Origin of the sequence: Mycobacterium florentinum (assembly GCF_010730355.1) — a bacterium.
Lineage (GTDB): Bacteria > Actinomycetota > Actinomycetes > Mycobacteriales > Mycobacteriaceae > Mycobacterium > Mycobacterium florentinum.
The window spans coordinates 4,953,131-4,979,873 of sequence record NZ_AP022576.1; the positions used below are offsets into that span (position 1 = coordinate 4,953,131).

A 26,743-nucleotide genomic window follows, 5' to 3' on the forward strand; every position below is an offset into this window, starting at 1 on the left:
CCAGAAATGCAGCTGGGAATGATCGGCCTGGGCCGAATGGGGGCCAACATCGCGCGCCGGGTGGCCGACAACGGGCACGAAACCGTTGTGTACGACCATAATTCGGATGCCGTCAAGGCGATGGCCGGTGAGCCGAACACCACCGGCGTGTACTCGCTGGAGGAGCTCAAGGAGAAAATGACCGCGCCGCGCGTCGTCTGGGTGATGGTCCCCGCGGGCATCATCACCCAATCGGTGATCGAGGAGCTGGCCAACACGCTCGAGTCCGGCGATATCGTGATCGACGGTGGCAACTCCTACTACCGTGATGACCTCAAACACTCAAAGCTGCTGGCCGAGAAGGGGATTCATCTGATCGACTGCGGTACCAGTGGCGGGGTGTGGGGCCGTGAGCGCGGCTACTGTCTGATGATCGGCGGCGACGACTACGCCTTCGAGCACGCCGAGCCGCTCTTCAAGACCATCGCGCCGGGCGTCGACGCCGCGCCGCGTACCCCGGGCCGCGACGGCGAGGTCGAGCAAGCCGAAAAGGGTTATCTGCATTGCGGTCCGTCCGGGGCGGGGCACTTCGTGAAGATGGTGCACAACGGCATCGAGTACGGGATGATGGCCTCCCTCGCGGAGGGGCTGAACATCCTGCGCAATGCCGACATCGGCAAGCGCGTCGAGGCGGGCGACGCCGAAACCGCTCCGCTGTCCAATCCCGAGTGCTACCAGTACAACTTCGACATCGAGGACATCGCCGAGCTGTGGCGCCGCGGCAGCGTCGTCGGCTCTTGGCTGCTGGACCTGACCGCGATCGCGCTGCACGAATCGCCCACCCTGTCCGAATTTTCCGGGCGCGTCTCCGACTCGGGGGAGGGCCGCTGGACCGCCATCGCGGCGATCGACGAGGGCGTGCCCGCGCCGGTGCTCACCACCGCGCTGCAGTCCCGGTTCGCCTCACGCAGCCTCGACGACTTCGCCAACAAGGCGCTGTCGGCGATGCGCAAGCAGTTCGGCGGGCACGCGGAGAAACCGGGCGTCGGGGGCTGACCTAACGCGTCAGCCGTTTGACGAACTCCACCACCACGTCACTGAAGGCGTCGTTGTCGTCGCCGGCGGCGGTGTGCCCGGCGTCGGACAGTTCGACGAACTCCGCACGCGGAACAGTCGCCAGGAAGTGCTTGACGCCTTCGGGGCTGACCACGTCGGAGAGCTTGCCGCGGATCAACAGCACCGGAATCTTCAGATCCGCCGCGGCCTGCTCGAAGTGCTCGGTGCGCAGCTCCGGATCGTCACCGGGTGCGGTCATGAACGCCGGATCCCAGTGCCAGTACCAGCGTCCGTCGCGCAGCCGCAGGTTCTTGCGCAGCCCTTCGGGACTGCGCGGCTTTTCCCGGTACGGCAGGTAGGCCGAGACGGCGTCGGCCGCCTCTTCCAGCGAGCCGAAGCCGTGCAGGTTGGTCAGCATGAAGTCCCGGATGCGGGCACTGCCGGTCTTCTCGTACCGCGGTACCACGTCGACCAGCACCAATCCGGTCACCTTCTGCGGGCCGGCGGCGTCGGCGACCAGGATGCCGGTCAGCCCACCCATGCTGGCCCCGATCAGCACCACCGGGTGACCGATGGCGTCAAGGATGTGCAGGACGTCGGCCGTCAGGGTTTCGATCGCGTAGTCCGCGCCCGGCGCCCGGTCGCTGTCGCCGTGCCCGCGGCTGTCCAGCGCCACGACGTGGAAGCCCTCGTCGGCCAGGACCTGGCCGGTGTTCTTCCAGGAGAATCGGTTTTGGCCGCCGCCGTGCAACATCAGGATCGACGGTCGGCCCGCGATCGCGGCGTCGCGGTTCCACTCGTCGGCGACCAGGCCGATACCGCCGACACCAGCGAATTTGACCGTCTGGGGGCTGCTGCTCACGGTGCTCATCGAACTGACGTTACATAGTCGCTCGATGAGTTCTCGCGGTCGCCGGGGTCTAACCGAAAAACCCACCAGATTAGGAGATGCCCGTGCCATCGATCACGCCGACGCTGTGGTTCGACCACAACCTGGAGGAGGCGGTGACGTTCTATGCGTCGGTGTTCCCGAACTCGCGGATCGAGGACCTCAACCGTGCCACCGACGCCGGACCCGGCGAGCCCGGCTCGGTGTTGTCGGGCACCTTTGTGCTGGACGGCAACCGGTTCATCGGGATCAACGGCGGTCCGCATTTCACCTTCAGCGAGGCGGTCTCCTTCACGATCGACTGCAAGGACCAGGACGAGGTCGACTACTACTGGGACCGGTTGACCGACGGCGGCGACGAAGCGCCGTGCGGCTGGTGCAAGGACCGGTTCGGGCTGAGTTGGCAGGTCATCCCGCAGCGGCTCTACGAGCTGGTGAGCCATCCCGATCCGGCCTGCGCGACGGCCGCGACCCAGGTGATGTATGGCATGCGCAAGATCATCCTTGCCGACCTCGAGTGCGCGGCGGCGCAAGCATCTGGTGAAAACCCTTGATGCAGTAGGGGTTCGGAGTTCCGATCGCTCCGGTGTTAGGTTGGTCCGTGCGGACGCGCCGAACAGGAGTGAAGATGGTGGACTACTCGAGATGACCGAGCCGCGGTGGATCGATGTGCCGGGTCCTCCCGCGGACCTCAAGGCGCTGACCTGGGGTTCGGCCGACGCCCCGATCGCCTTGTGTCTGCACGGCTTCCCGGACACCGCGTACGGCTGGCGCAAGACGGCCCCGCTGCTTGCCGCCGCCGGCTGGCGGGTCGTCGCGCCCTTCATGCGGGGGTATGCGCCCTCGTCTATCCCGGACGACGGCAGCTATCACGTCGGCGCGATCATGGACGACGCGCTGCGGGTGCGGGAGGCCGCCGGGGGCACCGACCGCGACGTGGTGATCGGACACGACTGGGGCGCACTGGCGGCCACCGGCCTGGCCGCGATGCCCAACAGCCCGTTCACCAAGGCCGTGATCATGTCGGTGCCGGTCTCGGCGGCATTTCGCGGGCAGGTGAGCGAGCGGGCCCGGCTGGCCCGCCAAATACCGCGTCAGCTGTTGCGCAGCTGGTACATGTTCTACTTCCAATTGCCTTTCCTGCCTGAGCGTTCCGCATCCTGGGTGCTGCCGCGGTTGTGGCGGCGGTGGTCTCCGGGTTATCGCGGTGCCGAGGAGGACCTGCGCCACGTCGACGCCGCGATCGGAACACCGGAAAGCTGGCGCGCGGCGCTGGGGACCTACCGGGCCACGCTTCGCAACACCAAGCCGCCGCAGCGGTATGCCGAACTGAACCAGCTGTGGACCGAGGCACCCATCCTGCCGACGTTGTATCTGCACGGCCGCGACGACGGTTGCATGACGCCGGCTTTCGCGCACTGGACCGAAAAGGTGCTGCCCGCCGGCAGCGATGTCGCGATCGTCGATCATGCCGGGCATTTCCTGCAGCTCGAACAGCCCGAGAAAATAGCCGAACGGGTGCTTGCGTTCATCGGCTCACCCGGCTGACGCGATGGCCGCGCGCCGAATGGCGGCCGTCGATGCGCAGTTCTACTGGATGTCGGCCAAAGTCCCCAATGACGACTTCATGGTCTACGCATTCGACGGTGAACCCGCCGATCTCGGCCGCGCCATCGCCGAGGTTCGTCGCCGGGCCCGCGCGTGTCCCGATCTGTGCATGCGGGTCCACGAGGGGTCGCCGCTGAGGTACCCGCAGTGGGTACCGACGGCGGTGGCTTCCGAACAGGTGGTCTGCCACGACCTGGCCGGCGGCAGCTGGCCTGACTGTCTGCTGGCGGTGGCCGGTCTCGGCGACCACCAACTCGATATGCGCGAGATGGCCTGGCGGCTGCACGTGTTCACACCGGTGCACGGCATTCCCGGCCTCGACGGCCCGGGAACCGTTGCGGTCATGCAGGTCCCGCATGCGCTGGCCGACGGCGTCCGCGCCTCGGCGCTGGCGGCCTGGCTCTTCGGCCGGGCCGATCCGGTGCCGGAGGTGCTACCGATACGTCCCGGCTTTCTGCCCTGGCGCGCCGTCGATGCGGCCCGAACCCATCGCCGACTGGTTCGCGATACCCGGGCCGGGCTGGTGGCGCCCGGAATCGGGTACCGGCCGCCGCTGCCGACCAACGCCCGACCCGATGGCGTCCGCGCGTTGCGCACGCTGGTGCGCCGTCGTGCACAACTGACCGGTCCCACTGTCACCGTCTCGGTGCTGGCCGCGGTTTCCGCCGCGCTGTCGGGCGTATTCGGCGACACGGCCGATTCGTTGGGCGCCGAAGTGCCGATGGCCAAATCCGGTGTGCGACGGGCGCATAACCACTTCGGCAACGTCGTCGTCGGCCTGTACCCGAGCCTGGATCGAGACGCCCGGGCGCAGCGGATTGCGGCCGATCTGGCCGATGGACGGCGCCGCTTCGAACATCCGGCCATGCGTTCCACCGATCGGGCCTTCGCCACCATGCCCGCGCCGTTACTGCGTTGGGGCGTCTCGCTGTTCAACCCCGACGCCCGGCCCACGCAGGTGCTCGGCAATACCGTGGTGTCCAGCAATAATCGCGGTCCCGCCGATCTGCATTTCGGGGAATTGCCAGTGGCCCTGGCGACCGGATGCCCGGCCCTGGGGCCCACTATTGGTCTGTCACACGGTCTGCACGGCATCGGCGATGTGATCACGCTCAGTGTTCATGTCGCCGAATCCGCCGTCTCCGACGTCGACGCCTACCTGGAATTGCTGGACGCCGCGCTGTAAGTCATTGCGCGTCGCCGGATCTGCCCGCTGCGCCGCAGTTGACGTGCTCACGCCCGCGAAATCGTGTCCGAATTTTTCGACAGTCACTCACCGCTGCTGTAATCCGGTTCACCCGATGATCTAGGTTTGCACGTATGACTCCCTATGACGTCGGATTGCTGATCCTGCGGCTGGTGCTGGGCATGACATTGGCCGCGCATGGCTACAACAAGTTCTTCGGCGGCGGCCGCATACCGGGCACCGCGCGCTGGTTCGAGAGCATCGGTATGAAGCCGGGCAGATTCCACGCCACGGTGGCCGCGACCACCGAAATCGCTGCCGGGCTGGGGCTGGCGGTCGGTTTGCTCACGCCGATCCCGGCCGCGGGCTTCGTGTCGCTGATGTTGGTCGCGGCCTGGACCGTGCATCGCCACAACGGCTTCTTCATCGTCAAGGAGGGCTGGGAGTACAACCTGGTCCTGGCGATCAGCGCGATCGCCGTGGCCACCCTGGGTCCCGGCCGGATCAGCCTGGACTGGGCGATTTTCGGGATCAACGACCCGCTGATCGGATGGAACGGGCTGCTGATCTCGGTGGTGCTCGGATTGGCCGGCGCGATCGGCCAGCTGCTGATCTTCTACCGTCCGCCGGCCCAGGAAGCAGGCTAGTTCGGCGACAGCGGGTCGACGCGCCGCCGAGCCCGGTGCTTGGCGTCGTACAGCGCGGCGTCGGCGATCGCGTACAGCGAGGCGATGTCGGCGCTCGCGCCGCGCGCAGATGCGGCGCCGATGCTGGTATCCGGAGTGTGCAGCCGAACCTCGGCGACAAACCGCTCCGCGTTGCCCGGTGTCAGGCTCGCGTGGTCGGTGATACACAAGGCGAACTCGTCGCCGCCGAGCCTGGCCAGAACGGTGTTGGCGGGCGCCAGTTTTCGCCAGCAATCCGCGCGGCTGATCAGATGTTGGTCGCCGGCAAGATGACCCTGGGTGTCGTTGATCGTCTTGAAGTTGTCGATGTCGAGCACGATGACGGTGACGGTCACCGCTGCCGAACGGGCTCGCGCCAGTAGGTCGGCGGTGGCGATTTCCCAGCCCGCCCGGTTGAGCAGACGCGTCAGTGGATCGGTGCATGCCGCGTTGACCAGCGCGCGCGTCAGCAGCCCGAACGACTCGGCGGCCCCGACGATCGCGATCGCGAAGATGAAGTAGTCGATCGACAGCTTCGGGGTCGGCGCAACCGCCAGGGCGAGCAGGCACGCCCCGGCGAGCACGGCCACCAAGATCACCCCGCGTCGCGGCGGGTAGAAGGCGCGCAGGTACATCGACAGGAACAACGGCGCGATCAGGCAGACGAACTCGGCGATGATCGCGATGTGGAAGGCCATCACGATCGGGGTGGCCGCGATCGCGACGGCGGTCGCCGGTGCCGGCCGGTCGGGGCGGAAGGCCAGCCAGACCAGCGCCGCCACGCCGAGGCCGATCGCGATGATGCCGCCCGTCGGGTTCGCGTACGTCAGGTCCTTGCGGATCGGAAAGATGCTGAATACGACGCCGTACATGTAAAGAAAGGTGGTGGCGCACAAATAGATTCGGAGCAGCCGGATCTGCTCCTTGGCGTAGAAACCGCTTCCGGCGTTAGCGCGCAGCCGTAGGCGGTAACGCCGCGCGGCTCGACGATCGAATGGGCTCGCGAAGCTAACACCCATCCCGTCAACTCTCCTGGTCAAGCCCCCGTGATGGAAATATTGGGGTAATTCTGGCACTGCCCTTTGGGGCGTGCGCGGCCGGGACGACCAGGCCGCGGTATTGCGCCTACCCGACCGCGGCGGTTTCGGCGGCCGTCACTTCGGACGCCGCGCGCTCCCCGGAACGAATTGCTCCGTCGATCCACCCGCACATGATGGCCGAGCTTTCGGTGCCGGCCCAGTGGATGCGACCGCAGGGTTGGCGCAGTGTGTAGCCGTATTCGGTCAACACGCCGGGGGCTGCGTGGCCAATCATGCCGCCACCGGAATAGCGCTCCATGCTCCAGTTCTGCAGGTGGAATTCGCGGTGTGCTTTGGACTTGTCGCCGAACCGGTCGACGAGCTCGCCGATCAGGATCTCCTTCTGCTCGGCCTCGTCGAGGGCGGTGAGCTTTCGTGCCGCGGGCCCCTCGGTGATGATGCACATGATGCCCGGGTCCGCGGTGTCGGTGCAGGCGTCGATGGTCAGCGTCGCCGGGGAGTCTGGCGCGGCGGACTGACCGGACAGTCCATCGGCGCGCCAGAACGGCTCGTCGTAGAAGATCGAGGTCTTGATCACCGCGCCGCTCGGGATGCGTTGGTGCAGAAATGCCCGGTCCACCGGGAGCCCGGGCTCGTAGAGGATCGAGGTGGCGATCGCCAGTGGGATCGCGACGATCACTCGGCGCGCACGCACCGTAAGATCGGCCGCGCTGACCGTCACGCCGTCGGCATCCTGCGCGATCTGCCGGACCGGCTGCGAAAGGTGTAGCGCGTCACCGAGTTCGGCCACCATCGGCCGGTGCAGCGCGCCCATTCCACCGACCGGGCGGGCATCTTGGGATCCGCCCTTGCCCGAAATCGCGAAGGTGAGCCCGCCGGCGGACGCCGTCTGCAGCAGCCCCCACAGCAGCGACGTCTCGGAGGCTGCCGAGGTGTAGAGGCCGGCGAAGGCCATGTCGAGCATCGCGGCGGCCTGCTTGGACGCGGTGTTCGAGTGGATCCATTCGCCAATGGTGATGCGATCCCACTCCTGGGCCTTTTTGGCTTCCCACGGCGCGTCGCGCGGAATCTCCTTGCACATCTTCTCGATGGATGCCAGTCCGAGCCCCAGGTTGGCGACCGCCCACGGGCTCACGGTCCACGGGATGGTGCCGCCGTAGCGGTGTTTTTTGCCCCCGACGATCATCATCGCGTCGCCGTCATTGTGCTGCTTGTATTCCGGCACACCGAATTCGCTCATCAACGCGTAGATGCGGTCCTGCCCCGGCCCGATCCACGCACCGCCGCGATCGACCCAGGTTCCGTTGTCGTGGGTGACCGTGAAGGTGCGCCCGCCGACCCGGTCGCGGGCTTCCAGCAAGGCCACCGATTGACCCGCCTGCTTCAATCGCAACGCGGCCGTCAAACCCGCGAAACCCGCCCCGACCACGCAATAATCGACATCCGCCACGACGGGCTCCTCGGTTGCAGTTGACTGCTGAGCAGCAAACTACACCGATCGCGAGACGACAGTAGTCCGTTCGCGTGGAATTCATGTACGGGGTCAAGCTTGACGCTGACGCAAATTAAATGCGTTGTCCGGTCGACGAATACGGCAGGCTGCTGCCGGCGTTTTCGTCGACCACCACCCGGCCGCCCAGATACGGAAATGCGCGTTGAGTACAGGCGGTCCGGCTGCAGATCTTGCAGCCCGCCCCGATCGGAACCGCGGTGGTCGGGTCGTCGAGGACGACGCCGGTCGAATAGACGAGTTTGTCGGCATAGGCCAGATCGCAGCCCAATCCGATGGCAAAGCTCTTGTGCTGCCCCAGATATCCGCGGCCTTCGGGGGCGGTGGTCTTGGCCACCCAGAAATACGATCGCCCGTCGGGCATCTGCGCCACCTGCCGGACGATTCGCCCCGGTTGGGCGAACGCATCGTGCACCACCCACAGCGGGCAGCTGCCACCCACCCGGCTGAAATGAAATGCGGTGGCCGACTGGCGCTTTGAGATGTTACCAGCCTTGTCGGTGCGGACGAAGATAAACGGTACGCCGCGTTTCTTCGGGCGCTGCAGGGTGGAAAGCCGGTGGCAGACCGTCTCGAAGCCGACCTCGAAGCGGCGACCCAGCAGGTCGATGTCGTAGCGCAATTCCTCTGCAGCTTGGTGGAATTCGCCGTAGGGGAGCAGAAATGCCCCGGCGAAGTAGTTGGCCAGGCCGATGCGGGCGACGCCGCGGGATTCGGTGCTGAGCTGGTGGTCGGTGGCCACGATGGCCGAGATCAGGTCGGACTGGCTGAGCAGGGCGAGTTGTGTCGCGATCTGGAAAGCGCGTTGACCGGGCATCAGCCAGCGGGCGACCTTGAGCACCCTGGTGTCGGCGTCGTAGCGGCGCTTGCTGGTTTCGGGCAGGTCGTCGTCGATCACCACGGTGATGCCGAGCCGGTCGCGCATCAGCTCGGTCAGTTGAATGTCCAATCCACCTGGGCGCATTCCGCTTTCGGCAAACAGCCGTTCGGCGGCGACGTCGAGTTCGCCGATGTAGTTGTTGCGGTCGTAGAAGAAATCGCGCACTTCCTCGAACGGCATCGGGCGTTCGAGCGGCAACGAGGTCTCCGCGGTCGCGCGGGATCGGTATCCCTCCAGCTCGTCGGTGGCATCGCGGAGCCGGCGGTGCACGGTGACCAGACCGCGGCCGATCTCGGGCATGCGGGCAACAAACTCTTCGACCTGGGTGCGGGTGATCCCGTGTTCGGCACCGGTCTCGGTGAACAGATCCGACAGGTCGGCGACCAGCCGTGCGTCGGTGTCGGAGGAGAAGTACTGCGGCGGCAGATCGAAGCGCTCGGTGAGCGCGATGAGCACGGCCACGGTGATCGGGCGCTGGTCGTTCTCCAGCTGGTTGACGTAGCTGGTGGACAGCTCCAGGGCTTGGGCCAGCGCCGCCTGGGTGAGCCCGCGCTCTTGGCGCAACCGCCGCAGCCGGGCGCCGGAGAACGTCTTGGACAAGGACCGGGCCACCGCTGAGATATTACTCCCTGACGTATTCGCAAAGTTTGCAAAATGCGTCGCACGAGGCCACAAAAATACACATTTACAGGGCCTTTCCAACTCGGCCGAGCTTGCATAGTGTGCGGATTATGTTGACGCATGAGATTCGGGCGCGGCGCAGCGCTGACGACTTTCCCCGCAGCGAGCAGCTGGCCGCCAAGATCGCGGCAGTCGCCACCGATCCGGTCGCCGTCGATCCGGAGACCGCGGAGATGGTGCGCAACCGCATCATCGACAACGCAGCCGTCAGCGCCGCCTCGGTGATCCGGCGACCCGTCACGGTGGCGCGCGAGCAGGCGCTGGCGCATCCGGTGAAGCGGGGCGCTCGGGTCTTCGGCGTGCAGGGCAACTTTTCGACGGAGTGGGCGGCCTGGGCCAATGGTGTCGCGGTGCGCGAGCTTGATTTTCACGACACGTTCCTGGCCGCGGAGTACTCCCACCCCGGCGACAACATCCCACCGCTCGTCGCCGTCGCCCAGCAGCTCGATGTGCGTGGCGCCGACCTGATCCGCGGTCTGGCCACCGCGTACGAGATCCAGATCGATCTGGTCAAGGGAATCTGCCTGCACGAGCACAAGATCGACCATGTCGCGCATTTGGGTCCGTCGGTGGCCGCGGGCATCGGGACGATGCTTCGGCTGGACGCCGAGACGATCTACCAGGCAGTCGGGCAAGCGCTGCACCTGACCACGGCCACCCGCCAGTCCCGCAAGGGCCTGATCTCCAGCTGGAAGGCGTTTGCGCCCGCGTTCGCCGGGAAGATCGCCATCGAGGCGGTCGACCGCGCGATGCGCGGCGAGGGATCGCCGGCGCCGATCTGGGAGGGCGAGGACGGCGTCATCGCCTGGCTGCTCGGCGGAACCGAGCGCACCTACCGGGTACCGCTGCCGGAGCCCGGCGAACCCAAGCGCGCGATTCTGGACAGCTACACCAAGGAGCACTCCGCGGAGTACCAGAGCCAGGCGCCGATCGACCTGGCCCGCCGGCTGCGTGAGCGGATCGGCGACCTCGATCAGGTCGCGACGATCGTGCTGCACACCAGCCATCACACCCACGTCGTGATCGGCACCGGCTCCGGCGATCCCCAGAAGTTCGACCCGGACGCCTCGCGCGAGACGCTGGATCACTCGCTGCCCTACATCTTCGCGGTCGCGTTGCAGGACGGCAGCTGGCACCACGAGCGCTCCTACGCTCCCGAGCGGGCGCATCGGGCCGACACCGTCGAACTGTGGCAGAAGATCTCCACCGTCGAGGATCCGGAATGGACTCGTCGCTACCACTCGAACGACGCGGCCGAGAAGGCTTTTGGGGCCCGCGCGGAGGTGACCCTGAAGAGCGGCGAGGTGATCTCCGACGAATTGGCGGTGGCCGACGCCCATCCGCTGGGCGCGCGTCCGTTCGCGCGTGAGCAGTACGTCGGCAAGTTCACGACGCTCGCCGACGACATCGTGGAACCCGCTGAGCAGCAACGGTTCTTGTCGGCCGTCGACTCGCTCGCCGATCTGAAGGGTGGTGCCCTGGGGGCGCTGAACCTGGTGGTCGATCCGCGGGTGCTGGACAAGGCGCCGGTGATTCCGTCGGGGATCTTCCGATGAGTGGGCCGGTGATCGGTTCCTCGTCCAGCGCCGCCGACAAGCGCGCCGCATTGCGCGCAGGACTGAATTCCGGCCGACTGCAACGGCTTCCGGGTGCCTTCTCGCCGCTGGTGGCCAAGACGGTCGCTGAGGCCGGCTTCGAGGGGGTATATGTGTCCGGTGCCGCTCTGGCGGCCGATCTCGGATTGCCGGACATCGGTTTGACGACGCTGACGGAGGTGGCGGGCCGGGGCGCACAGATCGCCGCTGCCATCAACCTGCCCACGCTGATCGACGCGGACACCGGATTCGGCGCGCCGCTGAACGCCGCGCGCACGGTGACGGTGCTCGAGGACGCCGGATTGGCCGGATGCCACCTCGAAGATCAGGTCAGCCCGAAGCGCTGCGGTCATCTGGACGGCAAGGCCGTCGTCCCGGCCGCCGACATGGTAAAGCGTTTGCGCGCAGCGGTATCCGCGCGGCGCGATCCCGACTTCGTGATCTGTGCACGCACCGACGCCGCGGGAATCGAGGGTCTGCCCGCCGCGATCGACCGCGCTCGGGCCTACGCCGACGCCGGCGCCGACATGATCTTCACCGAAGCGTTGACCGAAGTGTCGGAGTTCGAAGCGTTCCGCGCCGCCGTCGACGTCCCCTTGCTGGCCAACATGACCGAGTTCGGCAAGTCGCCGCTGCTGAGCACGCGTCAACTGGCCGACGTCGGCTACAACGTCGTCATCTACCCGGTCACCACGTTGCGGCTGGCGATGTTCGCGGTCGAGGCGGGCCTGCGCGAAATCGAGTCGTCGGGAACGCAATTCGATCTACTCGATCGGATGCAACACCGCGGCCGGCTCTACTCGCTGCTGCGCTACGAGGACTACAACGAATTCGACACCAACACTTACAATTTCACGCTCGAAGGGAAGCAGCCATGACCGCGCCAACCGCTGACATCAAGAAGGGCCTCGCCGGTGTGGTGGTGGATACCACCGCCATCTCGAAGGTGGTGCCGGAGACCAATTCGCTGACCTACCGCGGATATCCGGTCCAGGATCTGGCCGCCCACTGCAGCTTCGAGCAAGTGGCGTTTCTGCTCTGGCGCGGCGAACTGCCCACCGACGCCGAGCTGGCGTTGTTCAGTCAGCGCGAACGCGCCAGTCGGCGGATCGACCGGTCGATGCTGTCGCTGTTGACCAAGCTCCCCGACAACTGCCATCCGATGGACGTGGTGCGCACCGCGATCAGCTTCTTGGGCGCCGAGGATCCCGACGAGGACGACGACTCGGCCAACCGGGCCAAGTCGCTGCGCATGCTCGCGGTGTTGCCGACCATCGTCGCGGTGGACATGCGGCGACGCCGCGGGCTGGAGCCGATCCCGCCGCACAGCGGGCTGGGATACACCGAGAACTTTCTGCAGATGTGCTTCGGCGAGGTGCCCGAACCCCAGGTGGTGAAGGCATTCGAGCAATCGATGATCCTTTACGCCGAACACGGTTTCAACGCCTCCACGTTCGCCGCGCGGGTGGTGACGTCGACGCAGTCGGACATCTACAGCGCGGTCACCGGAGCCATCGGTGCGCTCAAGGGCGCGCTGCACGGCGGCGCGAACGAGGCGGTCATGCACGACATGATCGAGATCGGCGACCCGGGCAATGCGCGAGAATGGTTGCGCGGCAAGCTCGCCCGCAAAGAGAAGATCATGGGCTTCGGGCACCGGGTCTACAAGAACGGCGACTCCCGGGTGCCGACGATGAAGGAGGCGCTGCGCCGGGTCGCCGCGACACGCGACGGGCAGCGCTGGCTGGATATGTACAACATCCTGGAAGCCGAGATGTTCGACGCCACCGCGATCAAGCCCAATCTCGACTTCCCGACCGGCCCGGCGTACTACCTGATGGGATTCGACATCGCCTGCTTCACGCCGATCTTCGTGATGAGCAGGATCACCGGGTGGACCGCCCACATCATGGAGCAGGCCGCGTCGAACTCCTTGATCCGGCCGTTGAGTGCTTACTCGGGCCGCGCGCAGCGGGCTTTGGCTCTCAGATAGCCGCCTAGTCCGACGGTCCGCCGTACTGCCAGACCAGGCTGTGGTTGCCGGTCATGGTCGGGTTGCACCACATCGTCCGGCCGTTGGCGTCTTGGGTGGTGGCGTGCAGCACCGTGCACGAATCACCCGGGGCGGGCGCCTGGCCGTACGCCGTCCCGGCGCCGAATGCGATGGCCGTTGAACTCGCCAACGCCGTGGCCGATATCAGGACCCGAAGTCCGCTCATGATGGCCATCTCCTAAGCAGGTGCCAAGACCTCACGCTAACCGGCAACGAACCTGCGGGCAAAGGATGTCATCCGCGATCCGCAACGCGCTTCGCTAGAACGGGTCCTAGGGTGTGGAACCATGGGATTTCTCCAACCCGAACTGCCGCAGGTCGACATCGACGAGTGGAGCAAGCTGTCCCGCAGCGAAAAGATCCGGCCGATGGCCCGGCATTGGGCCGAAGTGGGCTTTGGAACGCCGGTCGTTCTGCACCTGTTCTACGTCGGCAAGATTCTGCTTTACATCCTGTTCGCTTGGCTGTTGGCGGTGCCGACCACGCGCGGGCTGGCGTTCACCAACGTGGTGTCGTGGTACTCCGAGCCGATCGTGTTCGAGAAGGTCGTGCTGTACACGATGCTCTTCGAGGTGATCGGGCTGGGCTGCGGCTTCGGGCCGCTGAACAACCGGTTCAACCCGCCGCTGGGCTCGATCCTGTACTGGCTGCGGCCCGACACCATCCGGCTGCCCCCGTGGCCCAAACGCGTCCCGGGGACCAAGGGGACGGCCCGCACGCTGGTGGACAACGCGCTGTACGGGCTGCTGTTGCTGGTGATCTTCCTGACCCTGTTCGCCGACGGCACCGGCCCGGTGCCGGAGCTGGGCACCCAGGTCGGGCTGATTCGCCCGTGGCGGATCGTGCTGATCCTGGTGCTGCTCGGCGTGCTGGGATTGCGCGACAAGGTGATCTTTCTGGCCGCCCGCGGTGAGGTCTACGCGACGCTGACGGTGACGTTCCTGTTCGGCGGTGTCGACATGATCATCGCCGCCAAGCTCGTGTTCCTGGTGATCTGGATGGGCGCCGCGACTTCCAAGCTGAACAAGCACTTTCCGTTCGTGATGTCGACGATGATGTCCAACAACCCGGTGTTTCGGCCGCGGTTCATCAAGCGGGCCTTCTTCGAGAAGTTCCCCGACGATCTGCGGCCCGGACGGTTGTCGCGGGTCTTCGCCCACTTCAGCACCTTCGTCGAAATGTGTGTGCCCATCGCGCTATTCGTCTCGCACGGCGGCTGGTGGACCGCGGTGCCCGCGGCCATCATGGTGATCTTCCACTTCGGCATCCTGTCGGCCATCCCGATGGGAGTGCCGCTGGAGTGGAACGTGTTCATGATCTTCGGCGTGTTCGCGCTGTTCGTCGGCCATGCCCACACCGGCCTGACCGATCTGAAAGACCCTGTCCCGGTTGGGCTTTTCATCGCATTCATCGCCTCAATTGTGATCTTGGGCAACCTGTTTCCGCGCAAGATCTCGTTCCTGCCCGGCATGCGCTATTACGCCGGCAACTGGGACACCACGCTGTGGTGCATCAAGGCTTCGGCGGACAAGAAGATCAACCACAACATCGTCTCGATCGCCAGCATGCCCGCGGCCCAGCTGGAGAAGGTGTACGGCAAGGAGCGCGCGCAGATCCCGATGTATCTCGGATATGCGTTCCGCGCCATGAACACTCACGGCCGGGCGTTGTTCACGCTGGCGCATCGCGCGATGGCCGATGGCAACGAAGACGACTACGTCATCACCGACGGTGAGCGGATCTGCAGCACCGCCGTCGGATGGAATTTCGGCGACGGCCACATGCACAACGAGCAGCTGATCGCCGCGATGCAGCAGCGCTGCGGCTTCCAGCCCGGTGAGGTGCGCGTCGTGCTGCTCGACGCCCAGCCGATCCATAAGCAGACCCAGTCCTACCGGCTGGTGGACGCCGCGACGGGTGAATTCGAGCGCGGCATCGTCAGAGTCGCGGATATGGTCACCCGGCAGCCGTGGGACGACGAGGTGCCGGTCCAGGTGCTGTCGGATGCTGAGGACGAGGGTTTGGTCGAGGAAGAAACGGACGAAGGTTCGCCAACCTAACGCCACTGCGAAATTTCGCTGTGAAAGTCGCAGTGGCGTTAGGTTCGGCGCAAATCAGACCCCCGCGCGGACTTCCTGAGCGGCGGCGACCATGTTGCGCAGCGACGCGTTCACCTCGTCGGTGTTGCGGGTCTTGAGCCCGCAGTCGGGGTTGACCCACAGTCGCTCGGCCGGAACGGCCCGCAGCGCGGCCCGCAGCGACTCGGCCATCTCGCCCGTGCTCGGCACCCGCGGCGAGTGGATGTCGTAGACGCCCGGGCCCACGCTGTTGGCGAAGCCGACCGAGTTCAGGTCGTCCAGCACCTCCATGTGCGAGCGTGCCGCCTCGATGGACGTGACGTCGGCGTCCAGGTCGGCGATCGCGCCGATCACCTCACCGAACTCCGAGTAGCACAGGTGGGTGTGGATCTGCGTCGAGTCGGCGACGCCGGAGGTGGCCAGCCGGAAAGACCCGACCGCCCAACGCAGGTAGTCGTCCTGGTCGGCCCGACGCAGCGGCAGCAGCTCGCGCAGCGCCGGCTCGTCGACCTGGATGACGGCGATGCCGGCGGCTTGCAGATCCACCGTCTCGTCGCGAATCGCCAGCGCCACCTGGTTGGCGGTGTCGGCCAGCGGCTGGTCGTCGCGGACGAACGACCACGCCAGGATCGTCACCGGGCCGGTCAGCATGCCCTTGACCGGCTTGTCGGTCAGGGACTGCGCGTATTTGGCCCACTCCACCGTCATCGGCTGCCGGCGGATCACGTCGCCGTAGAGGACCGGCGGACGCACGCAGCGACTGCCGTAGGACTGCACCCAGCCGTTCCTGGTGGCGAAGAACCCGTCCAGTTGCTCGGCGAAGTACTGCACCATGTCGTTGCGCTCCGGCTCACCGTGCACCAGCACGTCGAGGCCGAGTTGTTCCTGCAGCTTGATGACGTCGGAGATCTCTTGCTTCATCCGCCGGTCGTATTCGGCCTCGTCGATCTCACCGGCGACCAGCGCGGCGCGCGCCTTGCGGATCTCGACGGTCTGCGGGAACGACCCGATCGTGGTGGTCGGCAACGGCGGCAGGTGCAGCCGCGCCTCCTGGCTGGTCCGCCGTTGTGCGGCGTCGCCGCGATGCACGCCGGACGCCACGATCGAATCGAGTCGGGTCCGGAGTCCGTCGTTGTGCAGCCGCGGGTCACTCGTGCGGGACGCGACCGCGCCGTTGGATGCCTCGATCTCGTCGGCGACGGCCTCGCGGCCCTCGTGCAGGGCGCGTGCCAAAACGACGACTTCGTGCACCTTTTCGGCACCGAACGCCAGCCAGCTGCGCAGCGCGTCGTCCAGGCCGGTCTCCGGCTCCAGCGAGTACGGCACGTGCAGGGTCGAGCAGGACGTCGAAACCGCAACGCTGCCAGCCGAATCCAGCAGGCTCGTCAGCTTGGCCAGCGCCGCCTCGAGATCGGTACGCCAGATATTGCGACCATCGACGACACCGGCCACCAGGGTCTTGTCGGCCAGCCCGGGCACCGCGGCGATCGCGGTGCCGGCACCGTAAACCAGGTCGACGCCGATCGCCTCGACGGGTGTGCGGGCCAGCGCCCCCAGCGAGTCGCCGGGGTCACCGAAGTAGGTGGCGACGTAGATGGCGGGCCGGTTGCTCACCTTGCCCAGCGCGTTGTAGACCGCCTCGGCCAGTGCGGGGGCGTCGGGGGAGATGTCGGTGACCAGCGCCGGCTCGTCGATCTGTACCCACTGCGCGCCGTTGTCGGCCAGCAGGCTCAGCAGCTCGGAGTAGATTCCCACCAGCTCCTGCAACCGCTCGATCGGGGCGCCGCCACCGTTGACGGCCTTGCTCAGCAACAGGAAGGTGATCGGGCCGACGACAACCGGGCGCGCCGGAATCCCTTGCTCGAGAGCCTCTTTCAGCTCGGAGAGCACCTTGTCCGGGTTGAGCGTGAACTTCGTCGCCGGCTCGATCTCAGGAACGATGTAGTGGTAATTGGTGTCGAACCACTTGGTCATCTCCAGCGGCGCGACGTCCTTGTTGCCACGCGCCGCGGCGAAATAGCGGTCCAGGTCGTCGGTAACCTGCGCGGCCCGGGCCGGCAGCGCGCCGAGCATGACCGCGGTGTCGAGCACCTGGTCGTAGTAGGAGAAGGTGTTCACCGGCACCGAGTCCAGGCCGGCGTCGGCCAGGCCCTTCCAGGTGTCGCGGCGCAGGGTGGCGGCGATGTTTTCGAGTTCGGATCGGCTGGTACGGCCTTTCCAGTAGCCCTCGGTCGCCCGCTTGAGTTCGCGTTTCGGTCCGATGCGCGGAGAGCCGACAACGGTTGCTGTGAATACTTGGGGGGTCACGATATTCGTCCTTTAATCGGCGTGGTGGTCACCGCCAACGGACCTGCAGCCAATCCGGATGCGGTTTGCACCTGAGTACCAACCACAACGGCTGCAGCCTAACGCCCATTCCACGAGGCGATGAGCCGCCGGACGCGGGTGCGCCCGGCACAGCCGGCAGGTCTCCGGACTCGCAGGCGCGCACCGGGTGGTGCTCCTAGTGGCCGTCGCTTCCCAGTCGTACTGACCAGTGCCATATGACGGCGTTCGTTCCTGCATACCGTTGCGGGACAGTCCCGGATTCTCACCGGGTTCCCTCTTGCGAAGCGTTACTAACGCTGCTTCGTTCGATGCCGGCGCCGCGGGGTTGCGGCGCAAGCAGACCAGCTGCGAGATGCAGTTTAGTCAGCCTGCCAGCGCCTGCGCGATCGGGATGTCTCCGTTGTTGAATTCGATGGTCCGCCGGATGGTCGAATCGTCGGCCAGCGCGGCGGCCACGACGAGCGCGACATCGGCGCGCGACACCGAGCCCTTGCCCTGGCCGACGACGATGCGCCCGGTCGCCGGTTCCAGCGTGAGCCGGCCGGGCCCCAGCACCGTCCAGTCGAGCTCACTGGCCCGCAGGTGGGCGTCCGCGGCGGCCTTGGCCTCTGCGTAGGCGAAGAACGGATCATCCTGTGGGACGCCATGATTGGGTCCAGCACCGAAGTAGGACACCATCACGAACCGCTTGACGCCCGCGTGCGCGGCGGCGTCGATCACCCGGATCGCCGCGTCACGGTCGACGGCATAGGTGCGCGCCGGGTTGCCGCCGCCCGCGCCGGCCGAGAAGACGACCGCGTCGTGCCCGGGCAGCAGATCGGCCAGCGCGGCGGTGTCCAACTGCTCGATATCGGCGACGACCGGATCGGCGCCGGTGGCAGCGACGTCGCCGGAGTGCTCGGGATTGCGGAAGACGGAGCTCACCCCGTCACCGCGTTCGGTCAGGATGCGGGCCAGCTGCAGTGCGACCTTGCCGTGCCCGCCGAAGACGATGATGCGTGCCATGCCTCCGACGGTAGCGCCGTCAGAGTTTGACGCGGCCCATGATGATGTCGATGATCGGCTTGCCCGGCGGGTAAGCGTTGGTCAGCGAGGCCATCGTGTGGCCGTAGTCCACCAGCACCGTGATCCCGTTGACGCCGAAGGCCGCGGCGCTGTTCAGGAAGGCCATCACATCGCCCATCTGCTCCGGCGTGTGGACCTTGGAGCCGGTCTCTTCGCGGTAGTCCTGGGCGAAGGTGAGCCACAGGTCGGCATTGGCCTGGGCCAGCGGGGTGTCGGTCGGGCCCGGGCAAATCGCGTTGATGCGAATGCCCTTCTTCAGCAGGGGAAGACCCTGGGTGGCCACGTAGGCGTTGACGATCTTCTTGCTGGTGCCGTAGTGGATGATGCCTTCGGCTTCGTGCGCCTCCGACCAGGCCACGGCGGCCGCGTAGTCCGGTGTGGCCAAGAACTCGGTCAGCAGTTCCAGGTCGTTCTCCCAGCCCATCCCGGCGACCGACGAGATGAAGCAGATGGCCGAACCGGATGGAAGCTGGTTCTTTTCCAGCAGCCGGTCGATCAGGTGGCGGTGCCCGATGAAGTTGATCTTCAGCAGGTCGGTCGCGCCGTCGGCAACACCGGCCGCCGAGAACAGGGCGTGGACGGGGCCGTCCAGCTGCTCGAGCGCCGCGTCGATCGAGGCGGGGTCGCGCAGGTCGACCTGGATGTACTTGGCTACGTCATAGGTCACCGGCGCGTAGTCCATCACGATGACTTCGGCACCGAGCTCGGCCGCCGACTTGGCCGCCGCGGCGCCCATGCCAGTCGCGCCACCGACAACGAGAGCGCGCTTGCCGTCGTAGCGCAACCGATCGACAATGGTCATGGAAATCCCCTTCTCGGATAATGCCAACGCGGTTCTAACTGCTCAACTGTATGGGTAACAGTTATTTGGTTCAATACCGGGTCCGGATTAAAGGGGGCGTTCTACTTGCCGCGCACGGCCGCGCCGCGCAAGACGGTGTCACGGGTGTGCACCAGCGCCGGTCGCTTGCCGATTTCGCGCAGAATGTTCTCCGGTATCCACTGCAGACCGATGACGCAGCGCGCCAGCATGGCGGTGGACGGAGCGTCGATGCGGATCTCGCCGGAGCGAATGCCTTCGGAGAGCAGGGATTTCATCTGCCGCAATCGGGTAGGATACGACCAGCCCGGATTGGCGGTCGGCGGCGATTGCCGCATCCACGCCAGCTGAATCCGGAATTCGTCGGAGAACCGGTCCAGTGCATTGACGTTGATCCAGCTCAGCGCGTCCAGCTTCTCGATGGGTGTGGCATCCGAGCGCAGCACGCTGACCCAGCCGGCCTCAACCTTCTGCCCGAACGACACCATGATCGAGTCGAGAAGTTCGTCCTTGGAGCCGATCACCCGATAGACGGTGCCGGTGCCAAGACCCGCCGCCGACGCGATATCGCGGATCGTGGTGGCTTCGTACCCTTTGCGGCCGAATTCGGTTCGTGCCACCGCACGGACATGGGCGGCCTTGTCACTGGGATCGGCGTCGCTGTCGTCGGCCCACGATTCGATGACCGCGCTGGCGGCTGCAAAGGCGTTGGACCGATCCAGCGCCGCATCGGTGGGGGGCCGGGCCGCCAAGCCTTGCAAGATGATTCGGCACAGCAGTTCCGCCACCTGGTCGGGTGCCGAGTTGTGGCGCATCACGTCGAGCCCGACCTGCAGCATGGTCTGACAGATGCGGTCGGCCAGCGTGGGGAGATCGATGTCGGGCTTGATGTAGCCGGTCCACCTGCCGGCGCGCAGCGTCTGCACCATCGCCTCTTGCACCGCGACGGACTGTTGCCGGGTCAGGTTCATCAATTCCGGGTCCGCGCTCGGTCCCTCGTAGAAGGACATCTGCAGCGCGGCCCGATGGTGCACGGCACAGTTGGCGACCGCCGCCCCCAGCTCGATGATCTTCGCGGCGGCCGGTCGCGAATCGGCCTCGTCCAAGCGCGCCTTGGCGTTTTCCCCGATGCGGTGCAGGTCGTCCTGATAGCGGCGGATCAGCTCGATCAGGATCGCTTCTTTGGATTCGAAGTGGTGATACAGGCTTCCCGGCAGAATCCCGGCCGCGTCGGCGATCTCCTGCAACGACGTTCGCAATCCCGAGGATGCGATCAAAGACGCGGCGGTCTGCAGGATCTCGGTGCGGCGCGTCCCGGAGTCGTCGTTGCCGGCCTGATCCAGACGATCCGCCGTCGCCCGCTTGCCCTTAGCCAAGGTTTCGGCTTTGGCCATGGCTAACGGTGCGCGTTTCGAGAGGACTGCGACCGGGCCACGCTACGCATTCGTCCTCCTGCCGAACCAAATCTTTGTTAAAGGCTATCAGATTGCCCAACCGGAAACCGGCTCAAATGCGCTGCTAACAGCGCTGACAGCCCATTCTAAAGCCCTAGAGCCCGGGACCGTCCCAACTGTCCACCGCGACCACCTCATCGAGCGGACGCCGCGGGGCGGGGGAGAAGGTGTGCCCGGCCCGCAATCGGCCCACCGGCAGCAGGGCGCCCTGGACGAACGACGGCGGGATCCCCAGCAGCTCGCGCACCTCGTCTTCGTGGTGCAGATGCAGCGTCGTCACGCAGGTGCCGTAGCCCCGGGTGTGCAAGGCCAGCTGAAAGTTCCACACCGCGGGGAAGATCGACCCGTACAGGGTTGCCAGGTGAAACGATTCGTCGCCGTCGATGCGCGGCAAGTAGGGCTCATAGCTTGGGATTACCAGCAGCGGTACCTTCGCCATGTTCTCGACCAGCCACTCCGTCGACGACATGAGCCGGCTCTCCGGCGTGCCGCTCGGCAGCAGGTCGGCGAGCAGCTGACCGCCGACCCGCTTCAGGTATGCGTCGCGGTACAACTCGGCGATCGTTTCCCGCTTCTTCGGATCCGCGACCACCAGCCAGCGCCAGGCCTGCGAGTTCGAGCCGTTGGCGGCCTGCAGGCCGACGCGCAGGCATTCGCGAATGTCCTCGAGGTCCACCTGCGCGTCCAGGTCGAGCGTCTTACGCGCGGAACGGGTGGCGGTCAGCAGGTATTCGATATCCATCAGCGCCCTCTCCGGGTAAGGCGCGCACCGACTTCGGCGAGATACCGGTCGGGTCCGCCGAGAAGTGAGCTCCAGCTCAGCAGGCGCTTGAGGTAGAGATGCGCGTCGTGCTCCCAGGTGTAGCCGATCCCGCCGAGCACCTGGATGGCCGTGTCGCCCACGGTGGCCAGTCGCCCGGCGAACGCCTTGGCTCGCAGCGCGGCGAGATGCTTTTCGTCGGATCCAAGGTCGGCGTCGGCGGCCCAGAGCGCGTGGATCACGCCGCTGCGGGCCAGTTCGACGGTCTCGTACATATCGACGCACAGATGCTGGATCGCCTGAAACGATCCGATGACCTGACCGAATTGCTTTCTGACTTTTGCGTATTCGACGGCGAGGTCCATGACGGCCCGCGCGGCGCCGAGCGCGTCGGCGGCGGTGGCGATCAGCAGGTCGTCGATCACCGCCGCAACGTCGGCGGATGCCGCCGTGGCCAGCCGCTGCGCGGGCACGCCGTCGAGCCGGACGCGAAACTGTTTGCGGGTCTGATCGATACCGCGCTCGGGCGCCACGGTGATACCGGAAGAGTCGGTGTTCACCGCGAAAAGCGCCGTGCCGTCCGGGTCTTCGGCAAGCACCAGCAGCACGTCGGCCGCCGCCGCATCGGACACGTCGCCGAGCTCACCCCGCAGGACGTTGCCGTCTTCGGCAGCGACATTCTGGAAGTCCAGGAAGCTGACGGTGGCGACCGTCGTCCCGTCCGCGATGCCGGCCAAAATCGTTGCAGCACTGTCATTGTCGCAGAGCCGCGTCAGGGCGCGCGGGGCGGCCACCGCGGTGGACAGCCACGGCCCCGGATGCAGGGCGGCGCCGAGCTCTTCGGCCACGACGCCGGCCTCGACCATCGTCATCCCCGCGCCGCCGTGTTCCTCCGGCACCAACAGCCCAGTGGTACCGAGGTCGGCCAGGCCACGCCAGACCGCATCATCCATGCCGGTCGGATTGTCGAGCAGTTCGCGCACGTGACCCGAAATCGGTGCCTTGTCAGCAAGAAAGCGCCGGGTGGTGTCGCGCAGCGCGACCTGTTCGTCGCTGAGTTCGAGGTTCATTTGCGTGGCAATCCGAGTACGCGTTGCGCGGTGATGTTCTTGTTGATCTGCGTGGTTCCGCCCGCGATGGTCAGCGAGCGTGAGGTGAGCCGGTAGTTCGCCCACGCGGCGTCGTCGCCGCGGGTACCCAGCACGTCGAAGGCCAACGCGGCCATGTCCTGTCCGATCTCACCCCACACGGTCTTGGCGAGGCTGGCCGATCCGAATGCGGTGATTTCCGACCCGCCGTGCAGGGTCGCCGAGATCGACCGCTGACACAGCACCTCGAGATACTTGATGCGGACCGCGATTTCGCCGAGGCGCCGCAGCGTCACCGGATCGTCGAGTGCGTCGGTCTGCGCGGCGATGTCGTCCACCAGCTCTTCCAGCCGCACCCGCATTTCGGCGTAGAGCCGTGCGGCCCCGGCCCGTTCGTGGCTGAGCGTGGTGGTGGCTACTTGCCAACCGCCGTTGAGCGGTCCGAGCAACGCGTCGGCGGGCACCCGCACGTCGTGAAAGAACACCTCGGCGAAATCGGTGTCGCCGTTGAGCGTGACGAGCGGACGGACCTCGATCCCGGGCAGCTTCATGTCGACGATCAGGCACGAGATTCCCTTGTGCTTCGGGGCGTCGGGATCGGTGCGCACATACAGCTGGCACCAGTGCGCCCGGTGCCCGAGCGAGGTCCAGATCTTCTGGCCGTTGACGACGAAGTCGTCGCCGTCCCGGACGGCGCGGGTGCGCAGCGAGGCGAGATCGGATCCGGCCTCGGGCTCCGACATTCCCTGGCACCAGATGTCGTCGGCGCGCATCATGCGGCGCAGCAGCGTCTTCTTCTGGTCTTCGGTGCCGTACTGCATGATTGCGGGGGCGATGTTGTTCATCCCAATGACGTTGAGCGGCATCGGAGCCCGCGCGCGGGTGGTCTCCTCGGTGTAGACCAGCTGCTCGAGCACCGTCGCTCCGCGGCCGCCGTATTCGCGCGGCCAGGAGACCGCGGCCCATCCCGCGTCGGACATGGTGCGGCTCCACCCGCGCAGCATCTCGAATGACGCATCGTCGCGGCCCGAGGGCCGGCGTGCGGCCACCAGCTCTTCGGTCAGGTTCGCGGACAGCCAGTCGCGCAGTTCGACGCGGAACTGTTCCAATTCCGCCGGGTAGGAGAAGTCCACTTTTCCTTGACTCTGGTCGTGGCTAACTGCGACTTAGCCGGACTTTACGGTGGAGCATTTTTTTGGTCAACAACGTCTATCGCGACTGTGGCTCAGGGAATGCGACCTCTGCGTTGCCCGGCATCGCGCTGACGCCGCGTCGCTCACAGACTTCCAACACCTCGTCGACGATCGAGCCGGGAACGAGAAACCGCTCGGTGGCCGACATCTGCTCGAGGTGCGCCTCGATGTCTTCGGCGGTGGGTTCGCTGTCGGTGTCCGCCAGCCAGCCCTCGCTCAGCCCGACGAACACCCGTGCATAGCGTCCGGCGGCGGCCGAGTAGTTGCGGTGGGTGAACGTGCAGGCGCGGCTGGCGAGGAAGGTCACCAGCGGCACCACCAGTTCGGGACGAATCGCCTGCATGAAGCCGGACTCGGCGAGAAACTTCTCGTCACCCACGGTCTCGGTGACCATCCGCGAGAAGCCGGTCGGCATAACGGAATTCGCGAGGATTCCGTGCGCTTCGCCCTCGATCGCGATCACGTTCGTCAATCCCACCAGACCGGCCTTCGCGGCGGCGTAGTGAGCCTCCATCGGCTGGCCGAAGATGCCGGCCGAGGATGAGATGAACACGAATCTGCCGCCGCCGTTGCGTTTCATTTCGCGATAGGCGGGCTGGGACAGATAGAACGCGCCGTCGAGATGCACGCGCAGCATTCGGGTCCAGTCGTCGACCGAGAGGTCCTCGAATGCCACGCTGCCGAAGATCCCCGCATTGCTGACGACCGCGTCCACGCGCCCGAACGCACCCACGGCCGCATCGATAATGGCTTGGCCACCCGCCGGGCTGTCCACCGAGTCGTGGGACGCGATCGCCCGGCCGCCGGCCTTGGTGATCTCGTCGACCACCTCGTCGGCGACCTTCGCGTCGGCACCGTCGCCGCGCATCGAACCGCCGAGATCGTTGACCACCACGGCGGCGCCGCGGCGGGCCAGGTCGAGCGCGTACAGCCGGCCGAGCCCCCGACCGGCGCCGGTGACCACGGCCACCTGACCGGTTAAGTCAATCATGATGCGCTCCTGACTAACCGACGGCTGATTGACTGCCGTGAGGCCGGACTTTACGGTGGAACAGATATTTGGTCAACAATCCGGAGGTGGCGTGGGGGACGACGCTGGTGCACAGCGGTGGCAGGCCCTGGGCATGCTCGCGTCCGCGCTGGCGGGCCGGGCCGTTGCGGTCGCGGGCCTGTCGCCGGGCGAACCTGCCTGGACCGACGGCCAGACCATTCACGTCGATGCCGCCGCATCCGCGCGCGCGAAACTGGAAGCCGTGGCCGTCCAGGCCTCGATGATCGCGGCCGGCAGCCTGGACCCCGACGTCCTGCGGTCCTTGGTTCGTCACCCGCGGCTGGCCAAGCGCTACCTCGCGCTCGAGGGGCACCGGGCATTGGTTGCCAATGCTCCTTTGCTGCCAACGGTTTTGGCGTCGCTGGGCAACCGCGACATTGCGTGTCGCAGTGACTCGCCCGCCGCGTCGTTGGAGACGGCTGCCGGGCGGGCGCCGCTCGACGACCCGGCGCCGGCGTTCGGCGTGATCCGCGCGGCCAAGGTGCTGGCCGCGTGCGCGCGCGTCACCGAACAAGACGAACGGGCGGGCGCCGCGCATGTCCCGCGCAACCGCGGCCCGCAGGAGCTGGAGGAACTCGACGACGGGGAGGTCGACGACTCCGACGATCCCGACCTGTTCACCAGCCCGGTCGGTGGGGGCGGCTTCATCGGCAAGTGGCTGAAGAAGATGCTGTCGTCCGCCCGCAAGACCGGCAGCGGCGGCGGACCGCCCGGCGCGGACGCCCCGACGCATCGCACCAACTCCGCGAAACGCGGTGCGCACGCCGTATCCTCGCTGGCCTCGACCGCGAGCGAGGACATCAACGACTCCGAAGCCGCGGCGGACGGCGTGCGGTATCCGGAATGGGACGCCTCCCGCAAGCGCTACCGGCCCGCCTGGTGCACGGTGCGGGAGGTCGAGCCGACGACCAAGGCCTCGGCGACGCAGGCGATCGAGGACGCCATCGGGGTGCGACGGTCGCTCTCCCGGCTCGGCATGGGACTGCACCGTCGGCACCGCCAGTCGCAGGGGGACGACATCGACATCGACGCCGCCGTCGAGGCTCGCGTCGAGGTGCGGGCCGGATCGGTGCCCGATGAGTCGGTGTACCTGGACAGCCTGCGACGCCGGCGCGACCTGTCGGTGTTGCTGCTGCTCGACGTGTCGGGGTCGGCGGCCGAGCCCGGAACGGTCGGGCGCACGGTGCACGAGCAACAGCGCACGGCGGTGGCCAGCCTGACCGTCGCGTTGCACGATCTCGGTGACCGGGTCTCGCTCTACGCCTATTACTCGCAGGGGCGCACGGCGGTAACCATGGTGCCCGTCAAGCGGTTCAACGACCATCTCGACGCCCACATCATCCGGCGGCTGAACAGCCTGGAACCCGGTGCGTACTCCCGGCTCGGCGCGGCCATCCGGCACGGCTCGGCCGTGCTGGAGGTGCACGGCGGTACGTCCCGGCGGCTGCTGGTGGTGCTGTCCGACGGCCTTGCCTACGACCACGGATACGAGCGGGCCTACGGCGCCGCGGATGCGCGCCGCGCGCTGACCGAGGCCCGCCGGCGGGGGACCGGCTGCGTGTGCCTGACCATCGGCGCCGGCACCGACGTGGCGTCGCTGCGCCGGGTGTTCGGCAGCACCGCACATGCGACGATCGCGCGCCCGGATCAGCTCGCCGGGGTGATCGGACCGCTGTTCCGGTCGGCGTTGCGCTCGGCGGAGGTCCGCCGGAGGGTGAGCGCCTGAACACCCGCTCTCACGCTGATGCCATGTCCCCGAATTCC

23 protein-coding genes and 1 riboswitch are annotated in these 26,743 nt (G+C 66.7%); of the genes, 10 read left to right on the plus strand and 13 right to left on the minus strand.

The features are described 5' to 3' along the window. Positions 1-6: 6 nt before the first annotated feature. Positions 7-1,035, plus strand: a complete 1,029-nt coding sequence (gene gnd, locus G6N55_RS23590) for a phosphogluconate dehydrogenase (NAD(+)-dependent, decarboxylating) (protein WP_085221142.1) — start codon at positions 7-9, stop codon at positions 1,033-1,035. Position 1,036: 1 nt separating this feature from the next. Here gnd and G6N55_RS23595 read toward each other — a convergent pair whose 3' ends face one another. Then, a complete protein-coding gene (locus G6N55_RS23595) occupies positions 1,037-1,906 on the minus strand; it encodes an alpha/beta fold hydrolase (protein WP_085221141.1) in 870 nt (289 codons plus the stop codon). An 83-nt stretch (positions 1,907-1,989) separates the two neighbouring features. Between G6N55_RS23595 and G6N55_RS23600 the strand changes: the two genes are divergently transcribed. The 4 genes from G6N55_RS23600 to G6N55_RS23615 all read left to right on the plus strand — a co-directional run bounded on the left by G6N55_RS23600 (position 1,990) and on the right by G6N55_RS23615 (position 5,365). Beyond that, positions 1,990-2,478: a VOC family protein gene (locus tag G6N55_RS23600; RefSeq protein WP_169718481.1), complete on the plus strand. Its 489-nt coding sequence runs from the start codon at positions 1,990-1,992 to the stop codon at positions 2,476-2,478. Between the two features lie 91 nt (positions 2,479-2,569). Then, positions 2,570-3,472, plus strand: a complete 903-nt coding sequence (locus tag G6N55_RS23605) for an alpha/beta fold hydrolase (protein ID WP_085221139.1) — start codon at positions 2,570-2,572, stop codon at positions 3,470-3,472. A 4-nt stretch (positions 3,473-3,476) separates the two neighbouring features. After that, on the plus strand, positions 3,477-4,718 hold the full coding sequence (locus tag G6N55_RS23610) for a WS/DGAT/MGAT family O-acyltransferase (RefSeq protein ID WP_085221138.1): 1,242 nt from the start codon (positions 3,477-3,479) through the stop codon (positions 4,716-4,718). 134 nt (positions 4,719-4,852) lie between these two features. After that, positions 4,853-5,365, plus strand: coding sequence for a DoxX family protein (locus G6N55_RS23615; RefSeq protein WP_085221137.1), 513 nt, complete (start codon positions 4,853-4,855; stop codon positions 5,363-5,365). Here the strand turns inward: G6N55_RS23615 and G6N55_RS23620 are convergent. The 3 genes from G6N55_RS23620 to G6N55_RS23630 all read right to left on the minus strand — a co-directional run bounded on the left by G6N55_RS23620 (position 5,362) and on the right by G6N55_RS23630 (position 9,413). Then, positions 5,362-6,402, minus strand: a complete 1,041-nt coding sequence (locus G6N55_RS23620) for a GGDEF domain-containing protein (RefSeq protein ID WP_085221136.1) — start codon at positions 6,400-6,402, stop codon at positions 5,362-5,364. The two genes, G6N55_RS23615 and G6N55_RS23620, sit on opposite strands and share 4 nt — an antisense overlap. 106 nt (positions 6,403-6,508) lie before the next feature. After that, a complete protein-coding gene (locus tag G6N55_RS23625; RefSeq protein ID WP_085221135.1) occupies positions 6,509-7,873 on the minus strand; it encodes a flavin monoamine oxidase family protein in 1,365 nt (454 codons plus the stop codon). 115 nt (positions 7,874-7,988) lie between these two features. Then, positions 7,989-9,413 (minus strand): short-chain fatty acyl-CoA regulator family protein, encoded by a 1,425-nt coding sequence (locus G6N55_RS23630; protein WP_085221271.1) that lies wholly within the window; start codon positions 9,411-9,413, stop codon positions 7,989-7,991. Positions 9,414-9,544: 131 nt separating this feature from the next. Between G6N55_RS23630 and prpD the strand changes: the two genes are divergently transcribed. From prpD to G6N55_RS23645, 3 genes are read left to right on the plus strand one after another with little or no spacing between them, the layout of a single operon-like run. Further along, the gene (prpD, locus tag G6N55_RS23635; RefSeq protein WP_163667480.1) at positions 9,545-11,050 is read left to right on the plus strand and encodes a 2-methylcitrate dehydratase PrpD; all 1,506 of its coding nucleotides are present in this window, start codon (positions 9,545-9,547) and stop codon (positions 11,048-11,050) included. Continuing rightward, positions 11,047-11,967, plus strand: coding sequence for a methylisocitrate lyase (prpB, locus tag G6N55_RS23640; RefSeq protein WP_085221133.1), 921 nt, complete (start codon positions 11,047-11,049; stop codon positions 11,965-11,967). The genes prpD and prpB overlap by 4 nt, the downstream gene beginning before the upstream one ends. Next, complete coding sequence (locus G6N55_RS23645) at positions 11,964-13,082, plus strand: bifunctional 2-methylcitrate synthase/citrate synthase (RefSeq protein WP_085221132.1); 1,119 nt, start codon at positions 11,964-11,966, stop codon at positions 13,080-13,082. Before prpB ends, G6N55_RS23645 begins: the two co-directional genes overlap by 4 nt. 4 nt (positions 13,083-13,086) lie before the next feature. On the opposite strand, the gene G6N55_RS23650 is transcribed toward G6N55_RS23645, so the two are convergent. Beyond that, positions 13,087-13,308, minus strand: a complete 222-nt coding sequence (locus tag G6N55_RS23650; RefSeq protein ID WP_085221270.1) for a hypothetical protein — start codon at positions 13,306-13,308, stop codon at positions 13,087-13,089. A gap of 121 nt (positions 13,309-13,429) precedes the next feature. Between G6N55_RS23650 and G6N55_RS23655 the strand changes: the two genes are divergently transcribed. Then, entirely contained in the window at positions 13,430-15,202 is a 1,773-nt protein-coding gene (locus tag G6N55_RS23655) for a DUF3556 domain-containing protein (RefSeq protein ID WP_085221131.1), read from the plus strand. 54 nt (positions 15,203-15,256) lie between these two features. Here the strand turns inward: G6N55_RS23655 and metE are convergent, their stop codons facing one another. From metE to G6N55_RS23695, 8 genes are all read right to left on the minus strand, one after another. Beyond that, the gene (metE, locus tag G6N55_RS23660; protein WP_085221130.1) at positions 15,257-17,527 is read right to left on the minus strand and encodes a 5-methyltetrahydropteroyltriglutamate--homocysteine S-methyltransferase; all 2,271 of its coding nucleotides are present in this window, start codon (positions 17,525-17,527) and stop codon (positions 15,257-15,259) included. 138 nt (positions 17,528-17,665) lie between these two features. Continuing rightward, a riboswitch (cobalamin riboswitch) is annotated at positions 17,666-17,879 on the minus strand. Between the two features lie 32 nt (positions 17,880-17,911). After that, positions 17,912-18,553 (minus strand): SDR family oxidoreductase, encoded by a 642-nt coding sequence (locus tag G6N55_RS23665; protein ID WP_085221129.1) that lies wholly within the window; start codon positions 18,551-18,553, stop codon positions 17,912-17,914. Positions 18,554-18,572: 19 nt separating this feature from the next. Further along, positions 18,573-19,415 (minus strand): SDR family oxidoreductase, encoded by an 843-nt coding sequence (locus G6N55_RS23670; RefSeq protein WP_085221128.1) that lies wholly within the window; start codon positions 19,413-19,415, stop codon positions 18,573-18,575. 101 nt (positions 19,416-19,516) lie between these two features. Then, entirely contained in the window at positions 19,517-20,827 is a 1,311-nt protein-coding gene (locus tag G6N55_RS23675) for a TetR/AcrR family transcriptional regulator (protein ID WP_085221127.1), read from the minus strand. A 154-nt stretch (positions 20,828-20,981) separates the two neighbouring features. Further along, positions 20,982-21,629 carry a nitroreductase family protein gene (locus G6N55_RS23680; RefSeq protein WP_085221126.1) on the minus strand — a complete coding sequence of 216 codons (648 nt, stop codon included), beginning with the start codon at positions 21,627-21,629 and terminating at the stop codon, positions 20,982-20,984. Next, positions 21,629-22,717 carry an acyl-CoA dehydrogenase family protein gene (locus G6N55_RS23685; RefSeq protein WP_085221125.1) on the minus strand — a complete coding sequence of 363 codons (1,089 nt, stop codon included), beginning with the start codon at positions 22,715-22,717 and terminating at the stop codon, positions 21,629-21,631. Before G6N55_RS23685 ends, G6N55_RS23680 begins: the two co-directional genes overlap by 1 nt. Continuing rightward, positions 22,714-23,868 carry an acyl-CoA dehydrogenase family protein gene (locus tag G6N55_RS23690; protein WP_085221124.1) on the minus strand — a complete coding sequence of 385 codons (1,155 nt, stop codon included), beginning with the start codon at positions 23,866-23,868 and terminating at the stop codon, positions 22,714-22,716. The genes G6N55_RS23685 and G6N55_RS23690 overlap by 4 nt, the downstream gene beginning before the upstream one ends. A gap of 76 nt (positions 23,869-23,944) precedes the next feature. Beyond that, complete coding sequence (locus G6N55_RS23695) at positions 23,945-24,919, minus strand: SDR family NAD(P)-dependent oxidoreductase (protein ID WP_085221123.1); 975 nt, start codon at positions 24,917-24,919, stop codon at positions 23,945-23,947. Between the two features lie 91 nt (positions 24,920-25,010). Here G6N55_RS23695 and G6N55_RS23700 point away from each other — a divergent pair, with 91 nt between their 5' ends. Beyond that, positions 25,011-26,705 carry a nitric oxide reductase activation protein NorD gene (locus G6N55_RS23700; protein ID WP_085221122.1) on the plus strand — a complete coding sequence of 565 codons (1,695 nt, stop codon included), beginning with the start codon at positions 25,011-25,013 and terminating at the stop codon, positions 26,703-26,705. Positions 26,706-26,743 lie beyond the last annotated feature (38 nt).